The sequence below is a fragment of the Deinococcus aerophilus genome, assembly GCF_014647075.1.
Classification (GTDB): domain Bacteria; phylum Deinococcota; class Deinococci; order Deinococcales; family Deinococcaceae; genus Deinococcus; species Deinococcus aerophilus.
In genome coordinates this window covers 126,676-146,932 of record NZ_BMOM01000004.1, presented here as the reverse complement: position 1 = coordinate 146,932, position 20,257 = coordinate 126,676, and the positions used below count along the sequence as shown (strand labels likewise).

21 protein-coding genes are annotated in these 20,257 nt (G+C 67.1%); 14 read left to right on the top strand and 7 right to left on the bottom strand.

Translation table 11 applies throughout. The features are described 5' to 3' along the window. Window positions 1-99 precede the first annotated feature (99 nt). The 5 genes from IEY21_RS04160 to IEY21_RS04140 all read left to right on the top strand — a co-directional run bounded on the left by IEY21_RS04160 (window position 100) and on the right by IEY21_RS04140 (window position 7,848). Entirely contained in the window at window positions 100-2,139 is a 2,040-nt protein-coding gene (locus IEY21_RS04160) for a beta-N-acetylhexosaminidase (RefSeq protein WP_188901662.1), read from the top strand. A gap of 165 nt (window positions 2,140-2,304) precedes the next feature. Next, window positions 2,305-3,882, top strand: coding sequence for an ABC transporter substrate-binding protein (locus IEY21_RS04155; RefSeq protein ID WP_188901660.1), 1,578 nt, complete (start codon window positions 2,305-2,307; stop codon window positions 3,880-3,882). A gap of 170 nt (window positions 3,883-4,052) precedes the next feature. Next, on the top strand, window positions 4,053-5,081 hold the full coding sequence (locus IEY21_RS04150) for an ABC transporter permease (protein WP_188901658.1): 1,029 nt from the start codon (window positions 4,053-4,055) through the stop codon (window positions 5,079-5,081). A 10-nt stretch (window positions 5,082-5,091) separates the two neighbouring features. After that, entirely contained in the window at window positions 5,092-6,093 is a 1,002-nt protein-coding gene (locus IEY21_RS04145; protein ID WP_188901656.1) for an ABC transporter permease, read from the top strand. Between the two features lie 147 nt (window positions 6,094-6,240). After that, window positions 6,241-7,848 carry an alpha-amylase family glycosyl hydrolase gene (locus IEY21_RS04140; RefSeq protein ID WP_188901653.1) on the top strand — a complete coding sequence of 536 codons (1,608 nt, stop codon included), beginning with the start codon at window positions 6,241-6,243 and terminating at the stop codon, window positions 7,846-7,848. 37 nt (window positions 7,849-7,885) lie between these two features. On the opposite strand, the gene IEY21_RS04135 is transcribed toward IEY21_RS04140, so the two are convergent. Continuing rightward, window positions 7,886-8,638: a serine/threonine-protein kinase gene (locus tag IEY21_RS04135; protein ID WP_188901651.1), complete on the bottom strand. Its 753-nt coding sequence runs from the start codon at window positions 8,636-8,638 to the stop codon at window positions 7,886-7,888. Window positions 8,639-8,745: 107 nt separating this feature from the next. Here IEY21_RS04135 and IEY21_RS04130 point away from each other — a divergent pair, with 107 nt between their 5' ends. Continuing rightward, a complete protein-coding gene (locus tag IEY21_RS04130; protein ID WP_188901649.1) occupies window positions 8,746-9,543 on the top strand; it encodes a patatin-like phospholipase family protein in 798 nt (265 codons plus the stop codon). Window positions 9,544-9,643: 100 nt separating this feature from the next. Next, a complete protein-coding gene (gene lepB / locus IEY21_RS04125; protein ID WP_188901647.1) occupies window positions 9,644-10,423 on the top strand; it encodes a signal peptidase I in 780 nt (259 codons plus the stop codon). Between the two features lie 65 nt (window positions 10,424-10,488). Here the strand turns inward: lepB and IEY21_RS04120 are convergent, their stop codons facing one another. From IEY21_RS04120 to icd, 6 genes are all read right to left on the bottom strand, one after another. Next, window positions 10,489-10,836: a DUF503 domain-containing protein gene (locus IEY21_RS04120; RefSeq protein ID WP_188901645.1), complete on the bottom strand. Its 348-nt coding sequence runs from the start codon at window positions 10,834-10,836 to the stop codon at window positions 10,489-10,491. 5 nt (window positions 10,837-10,841) lie between these two features. Next, entirely contained in the window at window positions 10,842-11,066 is a 225-nt protein-coding gene (locus tag IEY21_RS04115; RefSeq protein ID WP_188901643.1) for a heavy-metal-associated domain-containing protein, read from the bottom strand. After that, on the bottom strand, window positions 11,066-11,578 hold the full coding sequence (locus tag IEY21_RS04110; protein ID WP_188901641.1) for a DUF1999 domain-containing protein: 513 nt from the start codon (window positions 11,576-11,578) through the stop codon (window positions 11,066-11,068). Before IEY21_RS04110 ends, IEY21_RS04115 begins: the two co-directional genes overlap by 1 nt. A gap of 32 nt (window positions 11,579-11,610) precedes the next feature. Next, entirely contained in the window at window positions 11,611-12,378 is a 768-nt protein-coding gene (locus IEY21_RS04105) for a class I SAM-dependent methyltransferase (protein WP_188901639.1), read from the bottom strand. Continuing rightward, window positions 12,375-12,668: a hypothetical protein gene (locus IEY21_RS04100; RefSeq protein WP_229752868.1), complete on the bottom strand. Its 294-nt coding sequence runs from the start codon at window positions 12,666-12,668 to the stop codon at window positions 12,375-12,377. The genes IEY21_RS04105 and IEY21_RS04100 overlap by 4 nt, the downstream gene beginning before the upstream one ends. Window positions 12,669-12,806: 138 nt before the next feature. After that, window positions 12,807-14,051: an NADP-dependent isocitrate dehydrogenase gene (icd, locus tag IEY21_RS04095; protein WP_188901637.1), complete on the bottom strand. Its 1,245-nt coding sequence runs from the start codon at window positions 14,049-14,051 to the stop codon at window positions 12,807-12,809. 229 nt (window positions 14,052-14,280) lie between these two features. Between icd and IEY21_RS04090 the strand changes: the two genes are divergently transcribed. The 7 genes from IEY21_RS04090 (at window position 14,281) to IEY21_RS04060 (ending at window position 19,960) form a co-directional block, all read left to right on the top strand. After that, window positions 14,281-14,529, top strand: a complete 249-nt coding sequence (locus tag IEY21_RS04090) for a hypothetical protein (RefSeq protein WP_188901635.1) — start codon at window positions 14,281-14,283, stop codon at window positions 14,527-14,529. Between the two features lie 189 nt (window positions 14,530-14,718). Next, window positions 14,719-15,651 (top strand): carbohydrate ABC transporter permease, encoded by a 933-nt coding sequence (locus IEY21_RS04085; protein ID WP_188901633.1) that lies wholly within the window; start codon window positions 14,719-14,721, stop codon window positions 15,649-15,651. Continuing rightward, a complete protein-coding gene (locus IEY21_RS04080; RefSeq protein WP_188901631.1) occupies window positions 15,644-16,570 on the top strand; it encodes a carbohydrate ABC transporter permease in 927 nt (308 codons plus the stop codon). Before IEY21_RS04085 ends, IEY21_RS04080 begins: the two co-directional genes overlap by 8 nt. A gap of 115 nt (window positions 16,571-16,685) precedes the next feature. Next, window positions 16,686-18,068, top strand: coding sequence for an FAD-dependent oxidoreductase (locus IEY21_RS04075; protein ID WP_188901629.1), 1,383 nt, complete (start codon window positions 16,686-16,688; stop codon window positions 18,066-18,068). A 61-nt stretch (window positions 18,069-18,129) separates the two neighbouring features. Further along, window positions 18,130-18,663 carry a DinB family protein gene (locus IEY21_RS04070; RefSeq protein WP_188901627.1) on the top strand — a complete coding sequence of 178 codons (534 nt, stop codon included), beginning with the start codon at window positions 18,130-18,132 and terminating at the stop codon, window positions 18,661-18,663. Continuing rightward, window positions 18,660-19,178: a histidine phosphatase family protein gene (locus IEY21_RS04065; RefSeq protein WP_188901625.1), complete on the top strand. Its 519-nt coding sequence runs from the start codon at window positions 18,660-18,662 to the stop codon at window positions 19,176-19,178. The genes IEY21_RS04070 and IEY21_RS04065 overlap by 4 nt, the downstream gene beginning before the upstream one ends. Further along, window positions 19,175-19,960, top strand: coding sequence for an alpha/beta hydrolase family protein (locus IEY21_RS04060; RefSeq protein ID WP_188901623.1), 786 nt, complete (start codon window positions 19,175-19,177; stop codon window positions 19,958-19,960). Before IEY21_RS04065 ends, IEY21_RS04060 begins: the two co-directional genes overlap by 4 nt. Window positions 19,961-20,257: the final 297 nt, after the last annotated feature.

Here is a 20,257-nt window from a genome sequence, read left to right as displayed (position 1 = left end):
GTGTTCGGGGCAAGCCCGGACGCTCCCGCTTTCTCTGAAACGGGCAGAGTGGAGCGCCCCCCGCCCGCTTCTCCATGAACCGACCCAAGGAGGGACGCCATGACCCGAACCCTGCTCACACTGAGCGCCACCCTGTTTCTGGGGCTTCCCGCGGCCCACGCCACTCCTCTGCAAATTACCCCCATCCCCGACGCCCGTGCCCAGACGCCGGCCACCCAGCTGGTGCCGCAGCCCAAGCGGGCGGAGTTCCCTGCCGGCACGCTGCCCCTGACCGGGCTGGGCCTGCGCACGGTGGGAAGCGCCCCCGAACTCGGCTGGGCCGCCCGCGACCTGCGTGAGGAATGGAAATCGCGGCTGGGGGCGAATCTGCCGGAAGCCACAAGCAGCGGCCCGGCCATCGTGATCGGGACCCGGGCGGACCCGGCCCTGGCCGCCAAGGCGAAGGCGGCGGGCCTGGACACCGCCGCAGCCGAGGGCTACGCGTTGTGGATAGACGCGGGCGGCGCGTACATCGTGGGCGCGGACGCGCGGGGTGCCTACGAGGGCGCACAGACGCTGCGGCAACTGCTGACACCGGCGGGGCTGCGTTTTGCCCGGATCAGCGACTCTCCCGCCCTGAAGCAGCGCGTCGCCATGATTTACCTTGACCAGTACAGCAAGGGGGTCAACGACGCGCTGGTTCCCATGCTCGCGGCCCTGAAGTACAACGCCGTTCTGGTCATGAGCAATTACGTGCAGTGGGACGCGGCCCGCGCCGGAGGCTTCGCTCACCCCGGCGGCGCGAGCAAGGCCGAGGCCCGGCGCGTGGCCGATCTCGCACGCACGCACGGACTGGAGGTCATTCCGCTGATCGAGACGCTGGGGCATGTGCAGTGGATGTTCTACGGCGGGGCCAACAAGGACCTGTACCAAGACCCCGAATCCCAGAACCCGTACGCCTACGACACCCTGAATCCGGCCACCTACAGCCGCGTGGTCTTGCCCATCCTGAAAGAGGCGGTAGAGGTCTTTCGGCCAAAGACCGTCCACATCGGGCACGATGAGGTGCGCAACCGCGACCGCTTTCCAGCACGGGAAAACGGCCGGGCAGCGGGTTTTGAGCAGCTGTTCCTGAACGACACGGTGAGGATTCACGACGCCCTGAAGGCGCTGGGCGTGAACACCATGATCTGGCACGACTCGGCTTTCTCGGATTCGGTGATCGGCAGTCTGTCCGCCCGGTTGCCCAAAGACCTTCAGGTGGCGTACTGGAACTATGCCCCCGGCAGCGGTTATCCGGCGCTGCAGCAGATTGCCGGCCTGGGCTTCCCGGTGCTGGGCGCGTCGTGGGATGAGGCAGGCAATGCCGAGGGACTGGCGCAGGCGGCACAGAAAGCAGGCGCCCTGGGCATGATCCAGACGCGCTGGACCGGGTATTTCGGCAACCCCAGCATCTGGGACGGGCAGGCGCAGCAAGGCGTGGCCTATGTGAGGGCAGCGGGCGCGTTCTGGAACCCGGACGCGCCGCCCGTGACGAACGCCGAGGCACGCTACCGCGACCTGTACGCGCCCGTGGCATACCGCGCGGCGACCGGCGCGGCCGTGAACCTGAGACCACACGTAACGCGCAGCCTGACCGACAACGATGAAACCGGCTGGATTCTCAAGGGCCCGGACATTGACCTGCGCAATCTAAAGACCGGACTTCAGCAGATCGGGGCATATAAGTTCGACATCTCCGGCGCAGTGATGCTCAAGGGAGCGCGGGGGGCTGTCAGCGACCTGCCCACACAGGTCACCCTGGAAATCGGGCGCAAGGCCGACGCCCTCGCCTTTTTGCACACCACCGGCTGGCCCTCGGCCCTGGCCCGTGAGGTGATCGGACGCTACGAGATCGAATACGCCGACGGCACCAAGCTGGTGCAGCCGCTGGAATACGGCCGGCACATCCGCGCGTGGACCGATACGCTGCCCACTTCCATGATCCCGGCCCCCGGCTTCTCCGGCCAGACGGCGGACGGACTGCCGGTGGCTGTGCCCGTGCTGGAATGGACCAATCCCAGACCCGCCGCGGTCATCCGGTCGGTCACCGTGGTCAGTGAGGGCAAAAACGCCAACCCCACCCTGATCGGTCTGACCCTGATCGGGAATGGGAAATAGTGTGGCCTGGACGCGATCCCAGCCGTCCACCGTGACCGGACAGCTTGACACCCCTCCGGCATCACCCTACGCTTAGCCCACGTTCTACCTTTTCTCATCGCCCTGACTCCTCACCCGTATCCGCCGTGCGCGGAGGTGAGGCGTGTCCGGGCCTGGAGGCTTCACATGAAGAAACTGCTTCTGACCGCCCTGCTCGCCACCCTGCCCGCTGCCAGCGCCGCCACGCTGGTCTTCGGCGGCAACGGTGAACCCGTCAGCCTGGAATCGGGCAACATCACCGACGGCATCAGCATTCTGGTCCAGCGCCAGATCTATGACACCCTCGTCGGCTTCAAGGACGGCTCCACCGATCTCGCGCCGGCCCTGGCCACCTCGTGGTCCAGCAATGCCAACGCCACGCAGTGGACCTTCAAGCTGCGCCCGGGCGTGAAGTTCCATGACGGCACCCCGGTCAACGCCGACGCCATCGTGTTCAACCTCAGCCGCTGGTGGGACAAGAGCCACCCCTACGGCTTCCGCGACCAGGGCCGCACCTTCGAGATCATCGGCGACCTGCTCGGCGGCTTCAAGGGTGACCCCACCGCCGTCATCAAGAACATCGTCAAGGTCAACGACTCTACCGTGCGCGTGGACCTGAACAAGCCCAGCAGCGTGCTGCCCAACGTGCTGGCTGCCGGGTACTTCGGCATCGCCTCCCCGACCGCCATCAAGAAGGAGGGCGCCAAGTACGGCACGCCCGCGAGCAAGCCCGTCGGCTCGGGCCCCTTCATCTTCCAGAGCTGGCGCACCGGTGACCGCGTGACCCTGGCCCCCAACAAGACGTACTGGGGCGAGAAGCCCAAGGTGGACCAGCTGGTCATCCGCTCGATCAAGGACGCCTCCCAGCGCCTGAACGAGCTGAAGGCCGGTACCATCGACTTCGCCAACGACCTGACCCCCGACAGCCTCAAGAGCGTGCAGGCCGACAAGAATCTGGTGGCGATCAAGCGTCCCAGCTTCAACGTGGGCTTCGTCAGCATGAACAACAGAAACCAGTACCTGAAAAACGACAAGGTGCGTCAGGCCATCTCCATGGCGATCAACAAGAAGGCCATCGTGGATGCGTTCTGGAACGGGCTGGGCACCAGCAACGCCAGCTTCGTGCCGCCCGTGCTGGCCTGGGCGAACAGCAGCAAGGTACCGGCCGACTACAAGTTTGACCCGGCCGCCGCCAAGAAGATGCTCGCCGAGGCCGGCTACCCCAACGGCTTCTCGATCGACCTGTGGTACATGCCGGTCAGCCGTCCGTACTTCCCCAACCCCAAACCCATCGCCGAGGCGATGGCCGCCGATCTGAGCGCCATCGGCATCAAGGTCAACCTCAAGACCGAGGACTGGGCCAAGTACCTGCAAGACCGCAACGCCGAACCCGGCTTCGACATGTACATGATCGGCTGGACCGGCGACTACGGCGACCCGGACAACTTCTACGGTGCGTACTACGGCGAGAACGGCAGCAGCGACATCGGCTGGAACCCGCCCGAGTTGCAGAAGCTGCTGGAACAGGGCCGCGCCGCGACCACCCAGGCGGCCAAGGCCAAGGTCTACAGCCAGATCCACGATCTGACCTACGACGCGGCGTACCGCGTGCCGATAGTGCACAGCCAGCCGCTGGCCGCCGCCCAGACCTACGTCAAGGGCTGGACCCCCAGCCCGCTGGGCAGCGAGTCCTTCAACACCATCAGCATCGCCGGCAAGAAGTAAGGCCACACGCGCGTTCGGGCAGGGGGGCAGATTTCCGCATAGGGGTCTGCCCCCCTGCCTGAGTCAGGGCCACAGTGTTGGGGGTAAACTGCCCGGACCGGTGCAGGTTGGCCCATCCTTTTTCGTTCTTTGTTCCGGCTTCGCGTGACGCGAATCCAAGGAGGTCTGCTTTGGGCAGTTACCTGATCCGCCGCCTGTTGCGGACCGTGCTGGTCATGCTGGGCATCAGCCTGGTGGTGTTTGTGTTTGTGCGTTCTATTCCCGGCGATCCCGCCGTCGCCATGCTGGGCGAGCGGGCCACCCCGGAAGCGGCGGCGGCCCTGCGCGAGCAGCTGGGCCTGAACAAGCCGTGGTTTTTTAACCCGGCCAATCCGCTTGAAGCGCAGTACCCCAAGTACATCGGCGCGCTGCTGCAGGGCGACCTGGGCAGCGGTCTGAAAAGCAACATCCCGGTTCGCAATGAGCTGGCCGCGCGCTTTCCGGCCACGGCGGAGCTGAGCATCGCCGCGCTGTTCTTCGCCCTGATCGTGGGCATGCCCGCCGGCATTCTGGCGGCCCTGCGGCGCAACAGCGGCTGGGACAACCTCGCGACCGGCATCAGTCTGGTGGGGGTCAGCATGCCGGTGTTCTGGCTGGGCCTGCTGCTGTCGTACTTCTTCGCGGTCAAGCTGGGCTGGCTTCCCCCGAGCGCCCGGCTGGGCTACGAGTTCAACCTGCAGCCCGTGACCGGCTTCTATCTGCTCGACTCGATCATCACCGGCAACTGGGGTGCCTTCTGGGACGCCCTGCGGCACCTGATCCTGCCCGCCATCGCGCTGGGCAGCATTCCGCTGGCGATCATCTCGCGCATCACGCGCAGCAGCCTGCTGGACGTGCTGGGCCAGGACTACGTGCGTACGGCCCGCGCCAAGGGACTGGCCGCCAACGCCGTGACCATCAAGCATGCGCTGCGCAATGCGCTGCTGCCGGTCGTCACGGTCATCGGCCTGCAGGCGGGCGCACTGCTGGGCGGCGCGGTGCTCACCGAGACCATCTTCTCGTGGCCGGGCATCGGCTCGTGGGTCTACGAGGCCATCAGCCAGCGTGACTATCCCATCATTCAGGGCGGCGTGATCTTCGCCGCGCTCGTGGTCAGCCTCGTGAACCTGCTGGTCGACCTGAGCTACGCGGCCCTCGACCCCCGGATTCAGTACAACTAGTGAGGGCCCTATGACCACCACCACTCCCACTGCCGCGCCCGCCCGCAAGCAGGACAGCATCTTCTGGCGGCGTTTTCGCAAGAGCACGCCCGGCAAGATCGGCGCGGTCATCGTTCTGGTTTTCGTTCTGCTGGCGGTCTTCGCGCAGGTGCTCCGGCCCTACGATCCCACCACCGACCGCAACTACCGCTTGAACCTCAAGCCGCCGAGCATCACGGCGCTGTGGAACCCTGAGGCCCGCGAAACCTACACCGACCCGGTGACGGGCGAACTCAACCTATGGGCCGCGCCCTTCGGCACCGACAACCTGGGCCGCGACATGTTTGCCCGCGTGCTGCACGGCACCCGCATCTCCCTCAAGGTCGGCGTGGTCAGCACCGTGCTCGCGCTGGTGGTGGGCTCGCTGCTCGGGGTGCTCGCCGGGTATTTCGGCGGCTGGCTCGACAGCGTGCTGGGCTACCTCAGCGACGTGATGCTGGCCTTCCCGAGCATCCTGCTTGCCATCGGCTTTGCCAGCATCTTCAGCGTGGACAGTCCGCCGTTTCTGATCGCGGCGATGGACCGGCTGTTTGCGCTGAACAGTCCGCAACTGGTGACCGCCATGCTGGCCGTGTCGCTGGTGCAGGTGCCGGTGTACCTGCGTCTGGCCCGCAGCGTGGTCCTGAGCGTGCGCGAGCTTGAGTTCGTGCAGGCTGCCGGCGCGCTGGGAGCCTCGCAGGGGCGCATGATCTTCCGGCACGTGCTGCCCAACAGCCTCTCGCCGCTGATCGTGCAGGGCGCGCTGAGCATCGCCACCGCCACCATCGAGGTCGCCGCACTGGGCTTCCTGGGCATCGGCGCGCAGCCCCCGCTGCCCGAGTGGGGCACCATGATCAGCGACTCGCGCCAGTACTACGTGGACTACCCGTGGACCATGATCTTCCCCGGCCTCGCCATCTTCCTGACGGTGCTGGGCTTCAACCTGCTGGGAGACGGCCTGCGGGACGTCCTTGACCCCCGCAGCACACAGTAAGACCAGCGTTCACGAGAAGCGGCGGACCAGGTCAGGGTCCGCCGCTTCTCGTGGCCTGCGCCGGGACAGCTGCATCCCGGTCCCGGTTCTCTAGACAGCCGAGCTGAATCGATTCAGTTCCGGCATGTTTCCTGCTAGCCTCCCGTCATGAACGAAGCGGTACAGACGGCCGGACCCCTGAAATGGTGGCAGAGCGGAATCATCTATCAGATCTACCCCCGGTCGTTTCAGGACAGCAACGGGGACGGGGTGGGGGACCTGCCGGGCATCACCCGCCGCCTGCCGTACCTCGCCGGGCTGGGGGTGGACGCGGCGTGGCTCTCCCCCATCTTTACCAGTCCCATGCGTGATTTCGGCTATGACGTGGCCGACTACTGCGACATCGATCCGCTGTTCGGCACGCTGGCCGACTTTGACGCCCTGGTCGCCGAGGCGCACCGCCTGGGCCTCAAGCTGATGCTGGACTACGTGCCCAACCACACCTCCAGCGACCACGCGTGGTTTCAGGAAGCCCTGCAGGGCAAGGACAGCCCCAAGCGCGACTGGTACGTGTGGCGCGACCCTGCCCCGGACGGCGGCGTGCCCAACAACTGGACCTCGTTTTTTGGCGGCCCGGCGTGGACGCTGGACCCGGTCAGCGGCCAGTACTACCTGCACCAGTTTCTGCCCAGCCAGCCGGACCTGAACTGGCGCAATCCCGCGGTGCGGGAGGCCATGTTCGACGTGCTGCGCTTCTGGATGCGCCGGGGCGTGGACGGCTTCCGGGTGGACGTAATCTGGCTGCTCGCCGAGGACGAGCGTTTTCTGGACGAGCCGGTGCGCCCCGAATGGAAACCCGGCGACCCGGAAAAGGCCAAACTGGACCACATCTACACCCAGGACCAGCCCGAGACACACGATTACATCCGCGAGATGCGCGCCGTGCTGGACGAGTTCGACGACCGCATGATGGTGGGCGAGATCTACCTGCCGGTGGCGCAATTGTTGCCCTATGCGGGCACCGCCGAGAACCCGATGGTGCATCTGCCGTTCAATTTTCACCTGATTCTGCAGGGCTGGGACGCCGGACTGGTGCGCGATTTTGGCGACCACTACGACGCCGCGTGCCGGGCGGACGGCAGCTGGCCCAACTGGGTGCTGGGCAACCATGACCAGCACCGTTTCAAGACCCGGGTGGGGGCCGCGCAGTACCGGGTGGCCCAGACCCTGCTGCTGACGCTGCGCGGCACGCCCACGGTGTATTACGGCGACGAGATCGGCATGCAGAACGTGGACATCCCGCTGCACCTGCAGGTGGACCCCGCCGGACTGCAGCAGCCGGACGTGCCCGCCGAGGGCCGCGACCCCGAGCGCACCCCCATGCAGTGGGACGCCACGCCGGGCGCGGGCTTCACCGCGGAAGGAGTGAGCCCATGGTTGCCGCTGGCCGACGATTCCCACCGCGTGAATGTGGAGGCCCAGGAGGCCGATCCACACAGCGACCTGAACTACTTCCGGGCGCTGACCCGCCTGCGCCGCGACACCCCGGCCCTGGTCGGCGGCGACTATTCCAGCGTGGACGCCCCGCAGGAAGTGTTCGCTTTCCGGCGTTGCCTGGACGGAGCGCAGGTGACCGTGCTGCTGAACTTCGGGGCCGGGGAACACACCCTGGGCGATCTGGCAGCCGGCGAGACGCTGCTCAGTTCCTGCAATGACCGGCCGGCCAGCGGCGCGCCCCTGCGGCCCCACGAGGCCCGGATCCTGCGCCCGGCCTGACACCGGGCCTGGGCCGGCCGCCCAGCGTCCTGGCCGCCTACAGGGGCAGTGCGGCCAGGCGCAGCAGTTCCTGACGCACCCAGCAGGCGTCGTCAGGGCGGCGGCGGCGGTCCTGACGGGTCAGGGCGCCGTACAGGGGAAGCAGGGGATCATTCAGCTCCGGCAGGGCCTCGTCGGGGCAGATCAGCTGTCCGTACAGGCCCCAGCCGAGCAGCACGCCCACCCCGTACAGGTCGCTCTCCGGGCCCAGCGCCTCACCACGCGCCGCCTCGGGGCTCTGGAAGGCCGCCGTACCAAAGCGGGTGGGCACCTCGAAGGTCTCAAAGGCGGGCCCCGCGAGGTCCAGATCCACCAGCTTGGCGCTGCCGTCCGGCTCGACCAGGATGTTCTCGGGCTTGATGTCTCGGTGCACCAGCCTGCGGCTGTGCAGGTAGCCCAGTGCGCCCAGCAGGTGGGCCAGGGTAAGCAGAAAGGCCCGCCGCTCGTACCGGGCGGCGGGCCGCCGGGCATAGCGCTGGAACAGCACCTGCCCGCGTGCCAGGGTGGTGATCAGGGCCGGCTGATCATCCACGCTGGCGCGGCCCAGCAGGTGGACCAGCCGGGGATGGTCCAGCCCGCAGGCATGCTGGTACTCGCGGTCAGCAAAGACCGTCAGATGCGGCTGGAAGATCTTGACGGCACATGGTTGACCGCTCGCGTCCACCGCGAAATAAACCAGGCTGTGGGAGCCGCGTCCGAGCGGCCGGACCAGCCGAATTCCGTCTCCCACCAGCTGTCCTGCAACAGGCATTTGGCCCACGCTACCGCACTTGCCGTGCCGGTGGGTAGCCCTGGCAGCGGCGGCCGCTGGGGGCATGGCTGCCCCTGAGGGCCGCCGGGATGCCTACAATCCGTGCCATGAAGGGTTACGGACTTGTGCTGGGCGGCGGCGGCGCACGCGGGCTGGCCCACATCGGCGTGTGGCGGGTGCTGGAAGACGCGGGGCTGCGGCCCAGCGTGGTGGCCGGAACGAGCATGGGGGGGCTGGTGGGGGCCTTCGTCGCGGCGGGGTACAGCGGCGCGGACCTGGAACGCATCTCGGCGGGCGTGTCGTGGCGGCGGTTGCTGGACTGGCGTCCCGGCACCGGCCTGATCCGCATCTCGGCCATGGAGGACTGGCTGGCCGGACACCTGCCGCGCACCTTCGAGGAACTTCAGTTGCCGCTGGCCCTGACCGCCACCGATCTGCTCACCGGCCGGGGCCTGTACCTGACGCGCGGCGACCTCTTCACCGCCCTGCGCGCCACCAGCGCCTATCCCGGCGCACTTGACAGTGTGCCCGTGGACGACATGTTGCTCGCCGACGGCGGCATCGTCAATCAGGTGCCGGTGGACGCCGCGCTGTTCTTCGGAGTGCGCCGCGTCGTGGCGGTGGACGTCACGGCCCCGGATCCGCTGGAACTGCACGAACGGCGGGTGCTGTTGTGGAAAAGAGAGGCCGGTCTGGGGCCGGTGCGGGCGCTGCGCCGCTCGGTGGAGATCATGCAGGCGGGCCTGACCGACGCCCGGCTGAGCCTGTACCGCCCGGACGTGTTGCTGCGCCCGGTCCTGGGCAACATTGACCTGATGAATTTCAACCGCACCGAGCAGGCCATCCTGGCGGGAAAGGACGCGGCCACGCGGGAACTGCCGCGCCTGAGCGCCCTGCTGTCGTGAACATGTGGCGTGGTGCCGGGGCACACGCGGCCCAGCGCAGACCGGCCGCCGGAGCCATCTCCCCAGCGGGACGCGGCCAATCCGCTATCCTGCGCGGTGCATGACCAGACTCAACTCCGCTGGCCCCACCGCCCTCCAGAAAGTGTGGAAGGAATTCCTGGAACCCATTGTCTTCGCGGTGGTGATTACCCAGTTCGTGGCGACCCTGGTCGGCGTGGACGGCGTCAGCATGATGCCCAACCTGCGTGACCGCGAGCGCGTTTTTGTGCCCAAATACGAAACCTGGCTGCACAAGGCCGGGGTGGGCGAGTTCAGCCGGGGCGACATCGTGATCTTCAAGCCGCCGCGCGAGGCCGCCGCACAGATCCCCAACCTCAACAAGAACTTCCTGGGCCTGTGGAACTACCGCCCCTTTCTGATCAAGCGCCTGATCGGCCTGCCCGGCGACCGCATCCGGGTGGAGGCCGGCGAGGTCTTCATCAACGACGTGAAGCTGGACTCCAGCTGGACCACCGACTACTGGCGTCAGCAGGGCTGCTGGGACACCCAGAGCGAGCTGGCGAACGGGGCCACCTCCAGCCGCGCGGGTGTGATGCCCGACCAGCCCGAGATCACCGTGCCCGCCGGGCAGTACTTCGTGATGGGCGACAACCGCACCATGAACGGCTCGGAAGACTCGCGCCTGTTTGGCCCGGTGCCCCGGCGCGATGTGGCCGGGCGGGCCGCCGCCGTGGTCTGGCCCATCATGCGCAAGACGACCGCCAAGTACGACTGTGCCACCGAACGGGTCTCGGAACTCAGCGGCCCCAACGTGCTCAACCTGCGCGTGCTGGACCGTCCGGAAGGCTTCCGGAACCTTAAAAGTGAACTGAACAAGTAGGCAACAAAAGGGGGCGGCAGGGTCCAGTGCCCTGCCGCCTTTGCCGTGGGGACCCGAGGTCAGTCCTACCAGTCGGCCTCCTCCATCCCGGAGGCGTCCGCTTCTCCGTCGTCCCCGCCCAGTACGGTGATCTCGGTTTCCTCGGAGGTGACGCGGTACGGTCCCTCACTGGCGATGTAGTCGGCGGCCATCTTGAGGGTTTCCTGGACCCAGTGGTAATCGTTGCTGATGGTCGCCACGCCGATGACTTCCCAGTCGTGGGCGTCCAGACCGTCCAGCCGGGCCACCGTCAGCGGAAAGCGGGCCTTGAGGCGCTCGACGACCGGCCGCACCAGGGCACGTTTTTCCTTGAGGTTGCCCACCCACGGCATCTCCACGCGCACCGTGAGGACCCCGACATAACCCAGGGCCACCGGGGTTACAGCATCCCGGCCAGGAAGCCCTGGGCACGCACGGCACGCACCAGATCCATGACGGTCAGGCGGGTGGGGTCGTAATGCACTTCGATCTGGCCCTCATCGGGCGTGGCCTTCTCAACGCCGGGCAGGTCCTTCAGGGCGGCGGACACGCGCTCACCGGCCTCACGGGACATGCCGCGGACGCCCAGCAGCACACGGGTGGCGGAATTCGTCATGCCCGCCATTATGCGCCCTGCACTCCAGACTGGTCCGGCGCGCCGGGAGCCGTCTCCAGCCGGGTCCCCAGGTGACGCACCGCATACGCCCCCACGGTGACGGCCTGCTCCGCGCCGGCCGCCTGCTCCAGCGCCGGGGGAACCGGAAAATGCACCTCATACACGGCTGCGTCGTAGGCACTCTTGATCACGGCGTGCAGCAGGCTGCTGGCCGTCTCGGCCGGGGCCCCCGGAAACACGCTGACAGTACGGACAAGCACGATGGGCCGGTCGCCCTGCCACACCGGCTGCGCAAAGGCAAAGCCCCGCAGGACCTTGCCCGTCTCGTCGATGCCCTCCTCGGCCACGAAGGAGTGCTCGCTGCGCTCATAGAATTTCAGGGCGGGCAGACTGGTATGCAGGCGGCCCTGGCGCTCGCGTTCGGGGAGGCCATCGAAGGCAGAATCCAGATGGCGCTGGATGTCGAGGTCGAGCGCCTGCAAGGCCGCGTAATCCTGTTCGTTGAAGACTCGGTAACGCATGGCCGCAGGCTAGCAGGCCGGGGACAGGCGGCTCAGTCCAGCCGGCCCAGGAAGGCGTGCGTGCAGTAGGTCAACGTGACCTGACCGTCCACTCCATACCTCTCAAAGGCCCCGTCGAGCCGCCGCGTCATCGCCGAGAACTCCGGGGCGTCCGGCGCAGGCAGATAGCTGACGCTGCCCGCCAGCGCGTGCAGACGCTCACGGGTGAAACGCACCGGATTCTCGAAGGTCCGGACCTCGAAGCCGCCCGGCATGAAGCCGGGCAGTTCCGACTCGGGCACCCGCGAGAGGAGTTCGCCGTCCTCGCGGCTGAACCCGGCCACGACCTCACGGTAGGCGGCATTGAAGGGCGTCTGCACGCCGCGCCAGTCGTTCCAGACGAACAGGATGCGCCCGCCGGGCCTCAGCACCCGCCGGAATTCACGCAGCGTGGGGACCGGAGCGAACCAGTGGGCCGCCTGCGCGGCCGTGATCAGCGACACCGAGCGTGCGGGCAGCCCCGTGGCCTCCGAGGTTCCGGCCCGCACGCTCAGGCGACCGGCGGCCACCTCCGGCTCCAGGCTCCCCTCCAGCCGGGCACGCATGTCCGGATTGGGCTCCACGGCGTCCACCGCGAATCCGGGACCCGTGCCGTGCGCGAGCAGCAACCGCGTGAACAGACCGGTGCCCGCCCCCACATCCGCCACCCGGCCCGCGAGCAGACCCAGTCCTCCCAACCACCCGCCCAGCGCCGCCGGATACTCCGGACGGGCGGCCGCGTACACTCCGGCCCGGCCCAGAAAGCGGTCCGCATGGCTCATGGCCGGGGCTTGTGGGGAGCCGGTGAGGTGCGGAGCGGTGTGGGTTCCGACTGGTCCTCTCCCGCGCCGCCCGCCCGGACCGAGGGCCGCCACGCGCTGGCCAGAAAGTACACCAGCCCGGCCAGCGCGCCTGCCACGATCAGGAACCACAGCAGCCGCGACAACACGGCGGCCAGGCCCACCACAAATACCCCCAGCCCCACGAGCACCTGCCCCAGCAGCCACACCAGCGCCAGGGACACCACCGCCAGAAGGACCACGCCCAGGATTGCCAGGATCAGCCGTGCCATGCGGGCAGGATAGTGCAGGGGATGCGCGGGGTGGGCACGGCGCGGGCAGTGTGGCAGGGCCGTCGCCCCCGCCTCTCTTCTCTGCAGAACGGAAAAGGAGCCGCAGGCTTGCGCCCCGGCCCCTTTCAACTGCCTGTCTCAGGCCATGTTCGCGATGATCGCGTCAGCGAACTCGCTGGTCTTGACTTCCTTGGCGCCGTCCATGTTGCGGGCGAAGTCATAGGTGACGACCTTCTGCTGGATGGTCTGGTCCAGACCCTTCAGGATCAGGTCGGCGGCCTCGGTCCAGCCCATGTAGCGCAGCATCATCTCGCCCGAGAGAATCACCGAGCTGGGGTTGATGACGTTCTTGCCCGCGTACTTGGGCGCGGTGCCGTGGGTGGCCTCGAAGATGGCGTGGCCGCTGACGTAGTTGATGTTCGCGCCGGGCGCGATCCCGATGCCGCCGACCTGCGCGGCCAGGGCGTCGGAGACGTAGTCACCGTTGAGGTTCAGGGTAGCAATCACGTCGTATTCCTTGGGGCGCAGCAGAATCTGCTGCAGGAAGTTGTCGGCGATCACGTCCTTGATCACGATGCCGCCGGGCAGTTCGCACCACGGGCCGCCGTCAATCTCCTTGGCCCCGAATTCACGCTTGGCGAGGTCGTAGCCCCAGTCGCGGAAGGCCCCTTCCGTAAACTTCATGATGTTGCCCTTATGGACCAGCGACACGCTCTTGCGGTCATTGTCGATGGCGTACTGGATGGCGGCGCGCACCAGGCGCTCGGTGCCTTCCCTGGAAACCGGCTTGATGCCGAACGAGGAGGAGCCGGGGAAACGGATCTTCTTGACGCCCATCGAGTTCATCAGGAAGTCGCGCATCTTGTCGGCCTCGGGCGTGCCGGCCATGTACTCGATACCCGCATAAATGTCCTCGGTGTTCTCGCGGAAGATCACCATGTCCACGTCCTCGGGGCGCTTGAGGGGGCTGGGCACACCCGCGAAGTACTGCACCGGACGCACGCACGCGTACAGATCGAGTTCCTGACGCAGCGCCACGTTGATGCTGCGGATGCCGCCGCCGACCGGCGTGGTGAGCGGGCCCTTGATGCCGAAGAGGTACTCGTTGAAGGCGTCGAGCGTTTCCTGCGGCAGCCACTGCCCTTCACCGTAAACCTGCACGCTCTTCTCACCCGCGTAGACTTCCATCCACTCGATCTTGCGCTCGCTGCCGTAGGCCTTCTCCACGGCGGCGTCGAGCACCCGCACGCTGGCCTTCCAGATGTCGGGGCCGGTGCCGTCGCCCTCCACGAAGGGAATCACGGGATGGTTGGGAACCTGCAACTTGCCGCCCTGCATGCTGATCTTCTCGCCCTGGCTGGGCACCTGAATATGGCTGCTCATAACGGCCAATCTAACGCGCCCGGCCATGACATGCGGCGGATGCGCGTGTTACTGACCGGGTTTGTGCCGGGTCCAAATTGCCGCATGAGGGTTGGCTTCAGAAAAGGTCACCCAAACGTGGCCTGTCCTGAAGCCCGGACTCACCACAGCCGGTGGCCGGCGCGGCAGCTTGGTGAAATCCCAACGGGAACTTCCCCAAACGGAAATTCACACTTCAGGAGGTCATTCAATGAGCGATGACAAGAGCACCGCCGGGAACATGCTGGATTCCGCCAAGGCCAAGATCAATGAGGGGGCCGACCGCGCCCGCGCCGCCGGACATGACCTGGCATCCAAGGTGGGAGGCAGCACCATGGAAAACGCCGGCGACAAGGCCAAGGCCATGGAGGACCGCGCCAAGGCGGAAGTTCACAACAAAGAGGCCCACGCCAGCTACGACGAGGGCAAGCGCGAAGCGCAGGATGGAGACGGACACTAAGGTCTGAACGTCCAGCTTGCGTAAAATCAGTCTCCGTTCCCTGTGGGCGGGGGCTTTTTCATGGCTTACCGGTCAGGGGGCAAGGTTCGGACCCGCCGTCCAGGCGGTCCCACCGCCGGGGCAAGGAATCCTGTCCCTGTTGCACGTCTTTGCACGACCAACTTCCTGTCTTTCGCTACACTTCCCCCCATGACCACCCCCTCCCGGCGCCTGTCGCGCCGCGAACAGCACCGGGCCGGCGGCACGGGCGCGAAAGTGACCGCGCGCAACACGCTGATCGCCTACGCCTTCTTGCTGCCGTTCCTGACTCTGCTGGTCGTGTACCACACTTGGCCGGTGATCTTCGGCACGTATCTGGCGTTCACGAAGTACAACATCATCAGTCCGCCGCAGTGGGTGGGCCTGGACAACTTCCGCGAACTGCTGCGCGACGAGCAGTTCTGGTCGGGGCTGAAGAACAGCTTGAAGTACATCCTGGTGGTGCCGGTGATTCAGGTGGTCGCCATTCTGGTGGCGCTGCTGGTCAACCGGCCCATGCGCGGCATCGGTTTTTTCCGCACGGCCTTCTATGTCCCGGTGGTGACGAGTTTTGCGGTGGTAGGGTTGATCTGGAACTGGATGTACCAGCAGGAGGGACCGGTGAACGCGGTGCTGGGTTTCCTGGGCCTGCACCGGGGCGGCAGCTTTCTGAACAATCCGGCGACCGCCCTGTACGCCGTGATGTTCGTGACGCTGTGGAAGGGCATCGGCTACTACATGGTGCTGTACCTCGCGGGCCTGCAGAGCATCAGCCCGGAGCTGGAGGAGGCCGCCACCATCGACGGCGCGGGCCGCACGCAGGTCTTCTGGAACATCACGTTGCCGGGGCTGCGGCCCACAATACTGGTGTGCAGCCTGCTGTCTACCATCAGCGCCATCAAGGTATTCGAGGAAATCTACGTGATGACCCAGGGCGGCCCCGCCGGCAGCACCTACACCGCACTGTTCTACACCTACTCGCGCGCCTTTCAGGACTTTCAGTACGGCCTGGCCGCCGCCGGGGGCATCATCATTGCCGTGATCTCCATCCTGTTCGGGCTGATCAACTTCCGCCTGACGAGGGGAGGACGCGCCGATGCTTGAGACGCGCCCCGCACCCGTTCAGCCCGATTCGTTTGCCGCCGCCGCCGCCCGGCTCAAGGCCCGGCGCAGGCAGCGCCGCCGCCTGACCGATCTGCTGGCCTACACCGTGCTGATCGCCATCGCCCTGATCATGCTGTATCCGTTCTACTGGACCCTCATTACCAGTCTCGAGCCGACCGGCAACATCTATGAGGCCAAGATCGTGCCCCAGGCGGTGGGCCTGCGCAACTACGCCGAGATGTGGAAGGGCACCACCGTGCCGTTCTGGCGGCTGATCCTCAACAGCCTGATCATCTGCACGCTGGGCGTGTCCCTGACGGTCACGCTGGCCACCCTGGCCGCCTACCCGCTGGCGAAGATGCGTTTTCCGGGCCGTGACCTGATCTTCTACGCCATCCTGGCACTGATGGTCCTGCCCAACGAGTCGGGGCTGATCGTCAACTACATCACCACCATCAAGCTGGGGCTGCTGCAACAGACCAACCCGGTGATCGACGCGGTCCGGCAGTACCTCGCGGTGGTGCTGCCGGGGCTGGCCTCCATCGTGGGGCTGTTTCTGCTGCGGCAGGCGTACCTGGGCATTCCGCAGGAGCTGATCGAGGCCGCGCGCATCGACGGCGCCCCTGAGCTGACCATCTGGCGGCGCATCATGCTGCCGCTGGCAACGCCCACCATCGCGGCCTTCGCCATCCTGGAATTCGTGGCATACTGGAACTCGTTTCTGTGGGCGCGCATCATGCTGCCCGACAAGAACCTGCTGCCGCTCTCGGCGGGCCTGCTGGAACTCAGCGGCACCTTTTCCACCAACAGCCGCGCGGTGATGGCGGGCGCGGTGATCACCATCATCCCCATTCTGATCGTCTTTGCCTTCGGGCAGAAGTATTTCATGAAGGGCCTGGAGGGAGCGGTGAAAGGATGAGCCTGCTTTCACCGGTCTTTTTCGTCATGTGGCAGGGCCAGGAATCCCCCCGGCAAGAAAAGCCGGTGCTGCCTTCTCACCCCCACCTGCGGCCAATCACCGGAGAGAACGTTTCGTGAGCGGACCGCTCCTCCCCTACCGGACCCTCTCCCGGACCTGGGACGTGATTGTTGCCGGGGGCGGCACGGCGGGAGCCATCGCCGGCATCGCGGCGGCGCGGGCCGGTGCGCGGGTGCTGGTGGTCGAGGCGCAGGGCAGTCTGGGCGGTACCGGCACGAACGCCTGGGTCACGCCGCTGATGCGCAACGTCTCGGCGGGCGAGAACCTCAACCGGGGCCTGACCGACGAACTCAAGGCGCGGCTGCTCGCCCGCGGCGACGGCGCGGTGGACCCCGGCGGCAACGACAACTGGTTCAACCCCGAGGGCATGAAGTTCGTGCTGGAGCAGATGCTGCTGGAGGCGGGCGGCGAGGTGCTGTACCACACGCATATCGTGGAGCCCCTGCGGGAAGGAGACCGCCTCACGGCCCTCGTCATCCACAACAAGGGAGGGCTGCAGGCCCTGGGGGCCGATGTATTCATCGACGCCACCGGGGACGCGGACGTGGCGGCGCGGGCCGGGGTACCCTTCCACGCGGGCGACGAGGACGGCGTGCATCAGGCCATGAGCCTGCGCTTCACACTGGCCGGAGTGGACACGGCGCGGCTGTGCGCCTTCCTGAACGCGAACGGGCAGGGACAGACCGGCGAGAATTTCCTGCACTTCTGGATGGTCTGGGGCCGGAACAGCTCGCTGGAGCCGCTGTTCCGGCGGGCGGTGACACAGGGCGTGCTGCTGGAGCGCGACGGCGACTACTTCCAGGGTTTCAGCGTACCGGGCCGCCCCGGCGAGATCAGCTTCAACTGCCCGCGCATCCGGCCCGAACTGCACGACGGAGCCGATCCGTGGCAGCTCAGCGCGGCGCAGACCGACGGGCGCGGGGCCATTGACCGGCTGACCGCCTTCTGCCGCAGCTTCCTGCCCGGCTGTGAGGCGGCCTACATCGGCGTGGTCGCCCCCATGGTCGGCGTGCGCGAGTCAAGGCGCATCGTGGGCGAGTACACGCTGACGCTGGAAGACATCCTGGACTGCGCCCGCTTTGCGGACTCCATCTGCCACAACCACTACCCGGTGGATATTCATTCGGTCAAGGGCGGCGCACGGCTGCTGCACGAGCGCGACGGCGGCGCGCCGTACTTTGCGAAGGACGCCTACCACGAGATTCCCTACCGGGCGCTTGTTCCGGTCGGGGTGGCCAACCTGCTGGTGCCGGGGCGAGCGGCGAGCAGCACCTTCGAGGCGCAGTCGGCCATCCGCGTGCAGCAGAACTGCCACAGCATGGGCGAGGCCGCCGGAATCGCCGCCGCGTGGGCTGCACGCGGGCATGGCGGACGGGTGCGGGATGTGGACCCAGGGGCCCTGCAAACCGAACTGCGCCGCCTGGGGGCCGTCCTCTGACGCGCACCGGCCGGTCGCAGGTGCGTCCGCCGAGAGAAACCACGCCCCTTACACTTCCTGCATGTCCAACGACTCCTGGGCCCACATAGAGCCGGATGCCCGGTACACGCCTCAGATCAGCGTGCTGGTGCAGATGATGAACTACGCCCGAATGACGACCCTGCACGCGGTCCAGGGCCTGACCACCCAGCAGCTGGACGCCGTGCCGCAGGGCTTCAGCAACTCCATCGGGATGCTGCTGGCGCACATCGCGGCGGTGGACCGGCTGTACCACCACGTCTCGTTTGAGGAGCGTGCCTACGAAGAAGCCGATCCCGCCATGCTGGGCGCCCTGTCCATGGGCACAGAAGGCCCACCGCCCCCCACCGGCCAGAGCCTGAACGGATTGCTCGCCGAACTGGAGGCCTCCCGCGCCGCCACCTTGAAGGCCTTTGGTGGCAAAGATGATCGGTGGCTCGCGTCCCGGCTGACCGTCCCCGGATTCGAGGCCATGAACCACCACTGGGCCTGGTTTCACGTTATGGAGGACGAGGTAAGCCACCGGGGCCAGATCCGCATCCTGAGAAAACAAGCGAGCCAGGGAGAAACAGGATGAGCGGCGACTTTCTGCTGATCCGGCACGCCAGGGCCGCCGGACAGGCCCCGAACGCGCCGCTGACCCCCGAGGGCGAGGAAGCGGCGCGGCGGCTGGCGCCCCGGCTGGTCCCCCTGGGCATCACCCGCATCGTCAGCAGTCCGTGGGTGCGGGCAGTGGACACGGCGCGGCCTCTGGCGCAGCGGCTCGGCCTGAGCATCGAAACCGACGAACGCCTGACCGAGCGGGTGCTGTCCGGGACCGACCGCGCCGACTGGCAGGACCGGCTGCGCGAGAGCTTCAGCGATCCGGACCTGTGTCTGCCCGGCGGCGAATCCGGCCCCGCGGCGCGGGCGCGGGCGACCGCTACCCTGGCCGGGGCCCGCGACCCTCACGGCATGACCGCCGTGTTTACCCACGGCAATCTGCTCGCCCTGACGCTGGAGCTGGACTACACCGGCTGGGCAAACCTCAAGAATCCCGATGTGTGGCGCTGGAACGCGGATGGGCCCGCTTCACGTATACCGTGCCCATGACCCGCACCTTTCAGGCAGCTGACCCGCACGCCACACCCACGGTGAACGGGCGGCCCTACCGCATCGAGCGGCACGTTCTGGCCGGCATTCCCTGTCTGCTGGAATTGCCGCCGGAGGGCGAGGCCGTTCGGGCCGTGTGCCCGGTCTACCACGGAGCCTGGGCCACCAAGGAAGGCAAGCTGGGCGTGTATGCGGACCTGGCCGCACGCGGCGTGGCCGTGGTGGTTCCGGACGCCGCCCTGCACGGCGAACGGCAAGCCGACGCGCCGCCCGGCCTGAATGCCCGCGAGTATGTCTGGGAAAGTGTGCGCCGTACGGTGGCCGAGGCTCCGGCCCTGCTGGACGCGCTGGCCGACCGCCTCGGGCCGCTGCCGGCGTTCGTGGTCGGCTCCAGCATGGGCGGCTACGTGGCCCTGACCCTGGCCCGTACCGAAACGCGGGTCAGGCGGGCAGCGGCCCTGATCACCTCCGGCGTGTGGGAGGAACCGGAGGTCCACCGCAGCGAGCTGCGAACCTTTCTGGAGGACAACCGGCCCATCACCCATGCGGACGACTTCCCGCACATTCCGCTGCTGCTGGCGAGCGGCGACAGCGACCCGGTGTTCGGGCCAAGCGCACACCATGTTCCAACGGCGACGGCATTGCACGGCGCTTACGCCCGGGCAGGCCGCAGCAACCACTTTCACGAAGCGGTCCTGCCGGGGGTCGGCCACTACACCAGCCGCGCCATGCGTGACCGGGTGCTGGAATTTCTGCTGTCGGATGACGCCCTCACCCGTTGACGGCCCATCCTGAGCCGGCGGAAAGGAAGCGAGCGCCCGTATTCCCACCTGTCCCACATTGTGAAGAATTGCGCCGCAAAATTTATGTCGCGTCCGTGCAGCACGGAGAGAGAACTGTAAGCGGGGGATTGGCAGAATGCCGGTCAGTTATATCGAGAGAACCTTTGCCCGAACGCGCCGGCTGCCGGCGATCCACCCTGAACGTCCATCTTTCCTGCGAGGCCATGCGACACTCCCTTCCTTTCCCCGTTCGGCCACATCCGCCCTGTGCGGACTTCACGGCCATCAGGAACTCCT

Excerpts from the sequence above, each read along its gene's own strand:
- IEY21_RS04140 (WP_188901653.1), top strand. The coding sequence starts at position 6,241 with ATGAACGAAGCGGTACAGACGGCCGGACCCCTGAAATGGTGGCAGAGC.
- IEY21_RS04100 (WP_229752868.1), bottom strand. The coding sequence starts at position 12,668 with ATGGCACGGCTGATCCTGGCAATCCTGGGCGTGGTCCTTCTGGCGGTG.
- icd (WP_188901637.1), bottom strand. The coding sequence starts at position 14,051 with ATGAGCAGCCATATTCAGGTGCCCAGCCAGGGCGAGAAGATCAGCATG.
- IEY21_RS04080 (WP_188901631.1), top strand. The coding sequence starts at position 15,644 with ATGCTTGAGACGCGCCCCGCACCCGTTCAGCCCGATTCGTTTGCCGCC.
- IEY21_RS04155 (WP_188901660.1), top strand. The coding sequence starts at position 2,305 with ATGAAGAAACTGCTTCTGACCGCCCTGCTCGCCACCCTGCCCGCTGCC.
- IEY21_RS04115 (WP_188901643.1), bottom strand. The coding sequence starts at position 11,066 with ATGGCGGGCATGACGAATTCCGCCACCCGTGTGCTGCTGGGCGTCCGC.
- IEY21_RS04060 (WP_188901623.1), top strand. The coding sequence starts at position 19,175 with ATGACCCGCACCTTTCAGGCAGCTGACCCGCACGCCACACCCACGGTG.
- IEY21_RS04085 (WP_188901633.1), top strand. The coding sequence starts at position 14,719 with ATGACCACCCCCTCCCGGCGCCTGTCGCGCCGCGAACAGCACCGGGCC.
- lepB (WP_188901647.1), top strand. The coding sequence starts at position 9,644 with ATGACCAGACTCAACTCCGCTGGCCCCACCGCCCTCCAGAAAGTGTGG.
- IEY21_RS04160 (WP_188901662.1), top strand. The coding sequence starts at position 100 with ATGACCCGAACCCTGCTCACACTGAGCGCCACCCTGTTTCTGGGGCTT.
- IEY21_RS04130 (WP_188901649.1), top strand. The coding sequence starts at position 8,746 with ATGAAGGGTTACGGACTTGTGCTGGGCGGCGGCGGCGCACGCGGGCTG.
- IEY21_RS04145 (WP_188901656.1), top strand. The coding sequence starts at position 5,092 with ATGACCACCACCACTCCCACTGCCGCGCCCGCCCGCAAGCAGGACAGC.
- IEY21_RS04070 (WP_188901627.1), top strand. The coding sequence starts at position 18,130 with ATGTCCAACGACTCCTGGGCCCACATAGAGCCGGATGCCCGGTACACG.
- IEY21_RS04090 (WP_188901635.1), top strand. The coding sequence starts at position 14,281 with ATGAGCGATGACAAGAGCACCGCCGGGAACATGCTGGATTCCGCCAAG.
- IEY21_RS04135 (WP_188901651.1), bottom strand. The coding sequence starts at position 8,638 with ATGCCTGTTGCAGGACAGCTGGTGGGAGACGGAATTCGGCTGGTCCGG.
- IEY21_RS04110 (WP_188901641.1), bottom strand. The coding sequence starts at position 11,578 with ATGCGTTACCGAGTCTTCAACGAACAGGATTACGCGGCCTTGCAGGCG.
- IEY21_RS04065 (WP_188901625.1), top strand. The coding sequence starts at position 18,660 with ATGAGCGGCGACTTTCTGCTGATCCGGCACGCCAGGGCCGCCGGACAG.
- IEY21_RS04105 (WP_188901639.1), bottom strand. The coding sequence starts at position 12,378 with ATGAGCCATGCGGACCGCTTTCTGGGCCGGGCCGGAGTGTACGCGGCC.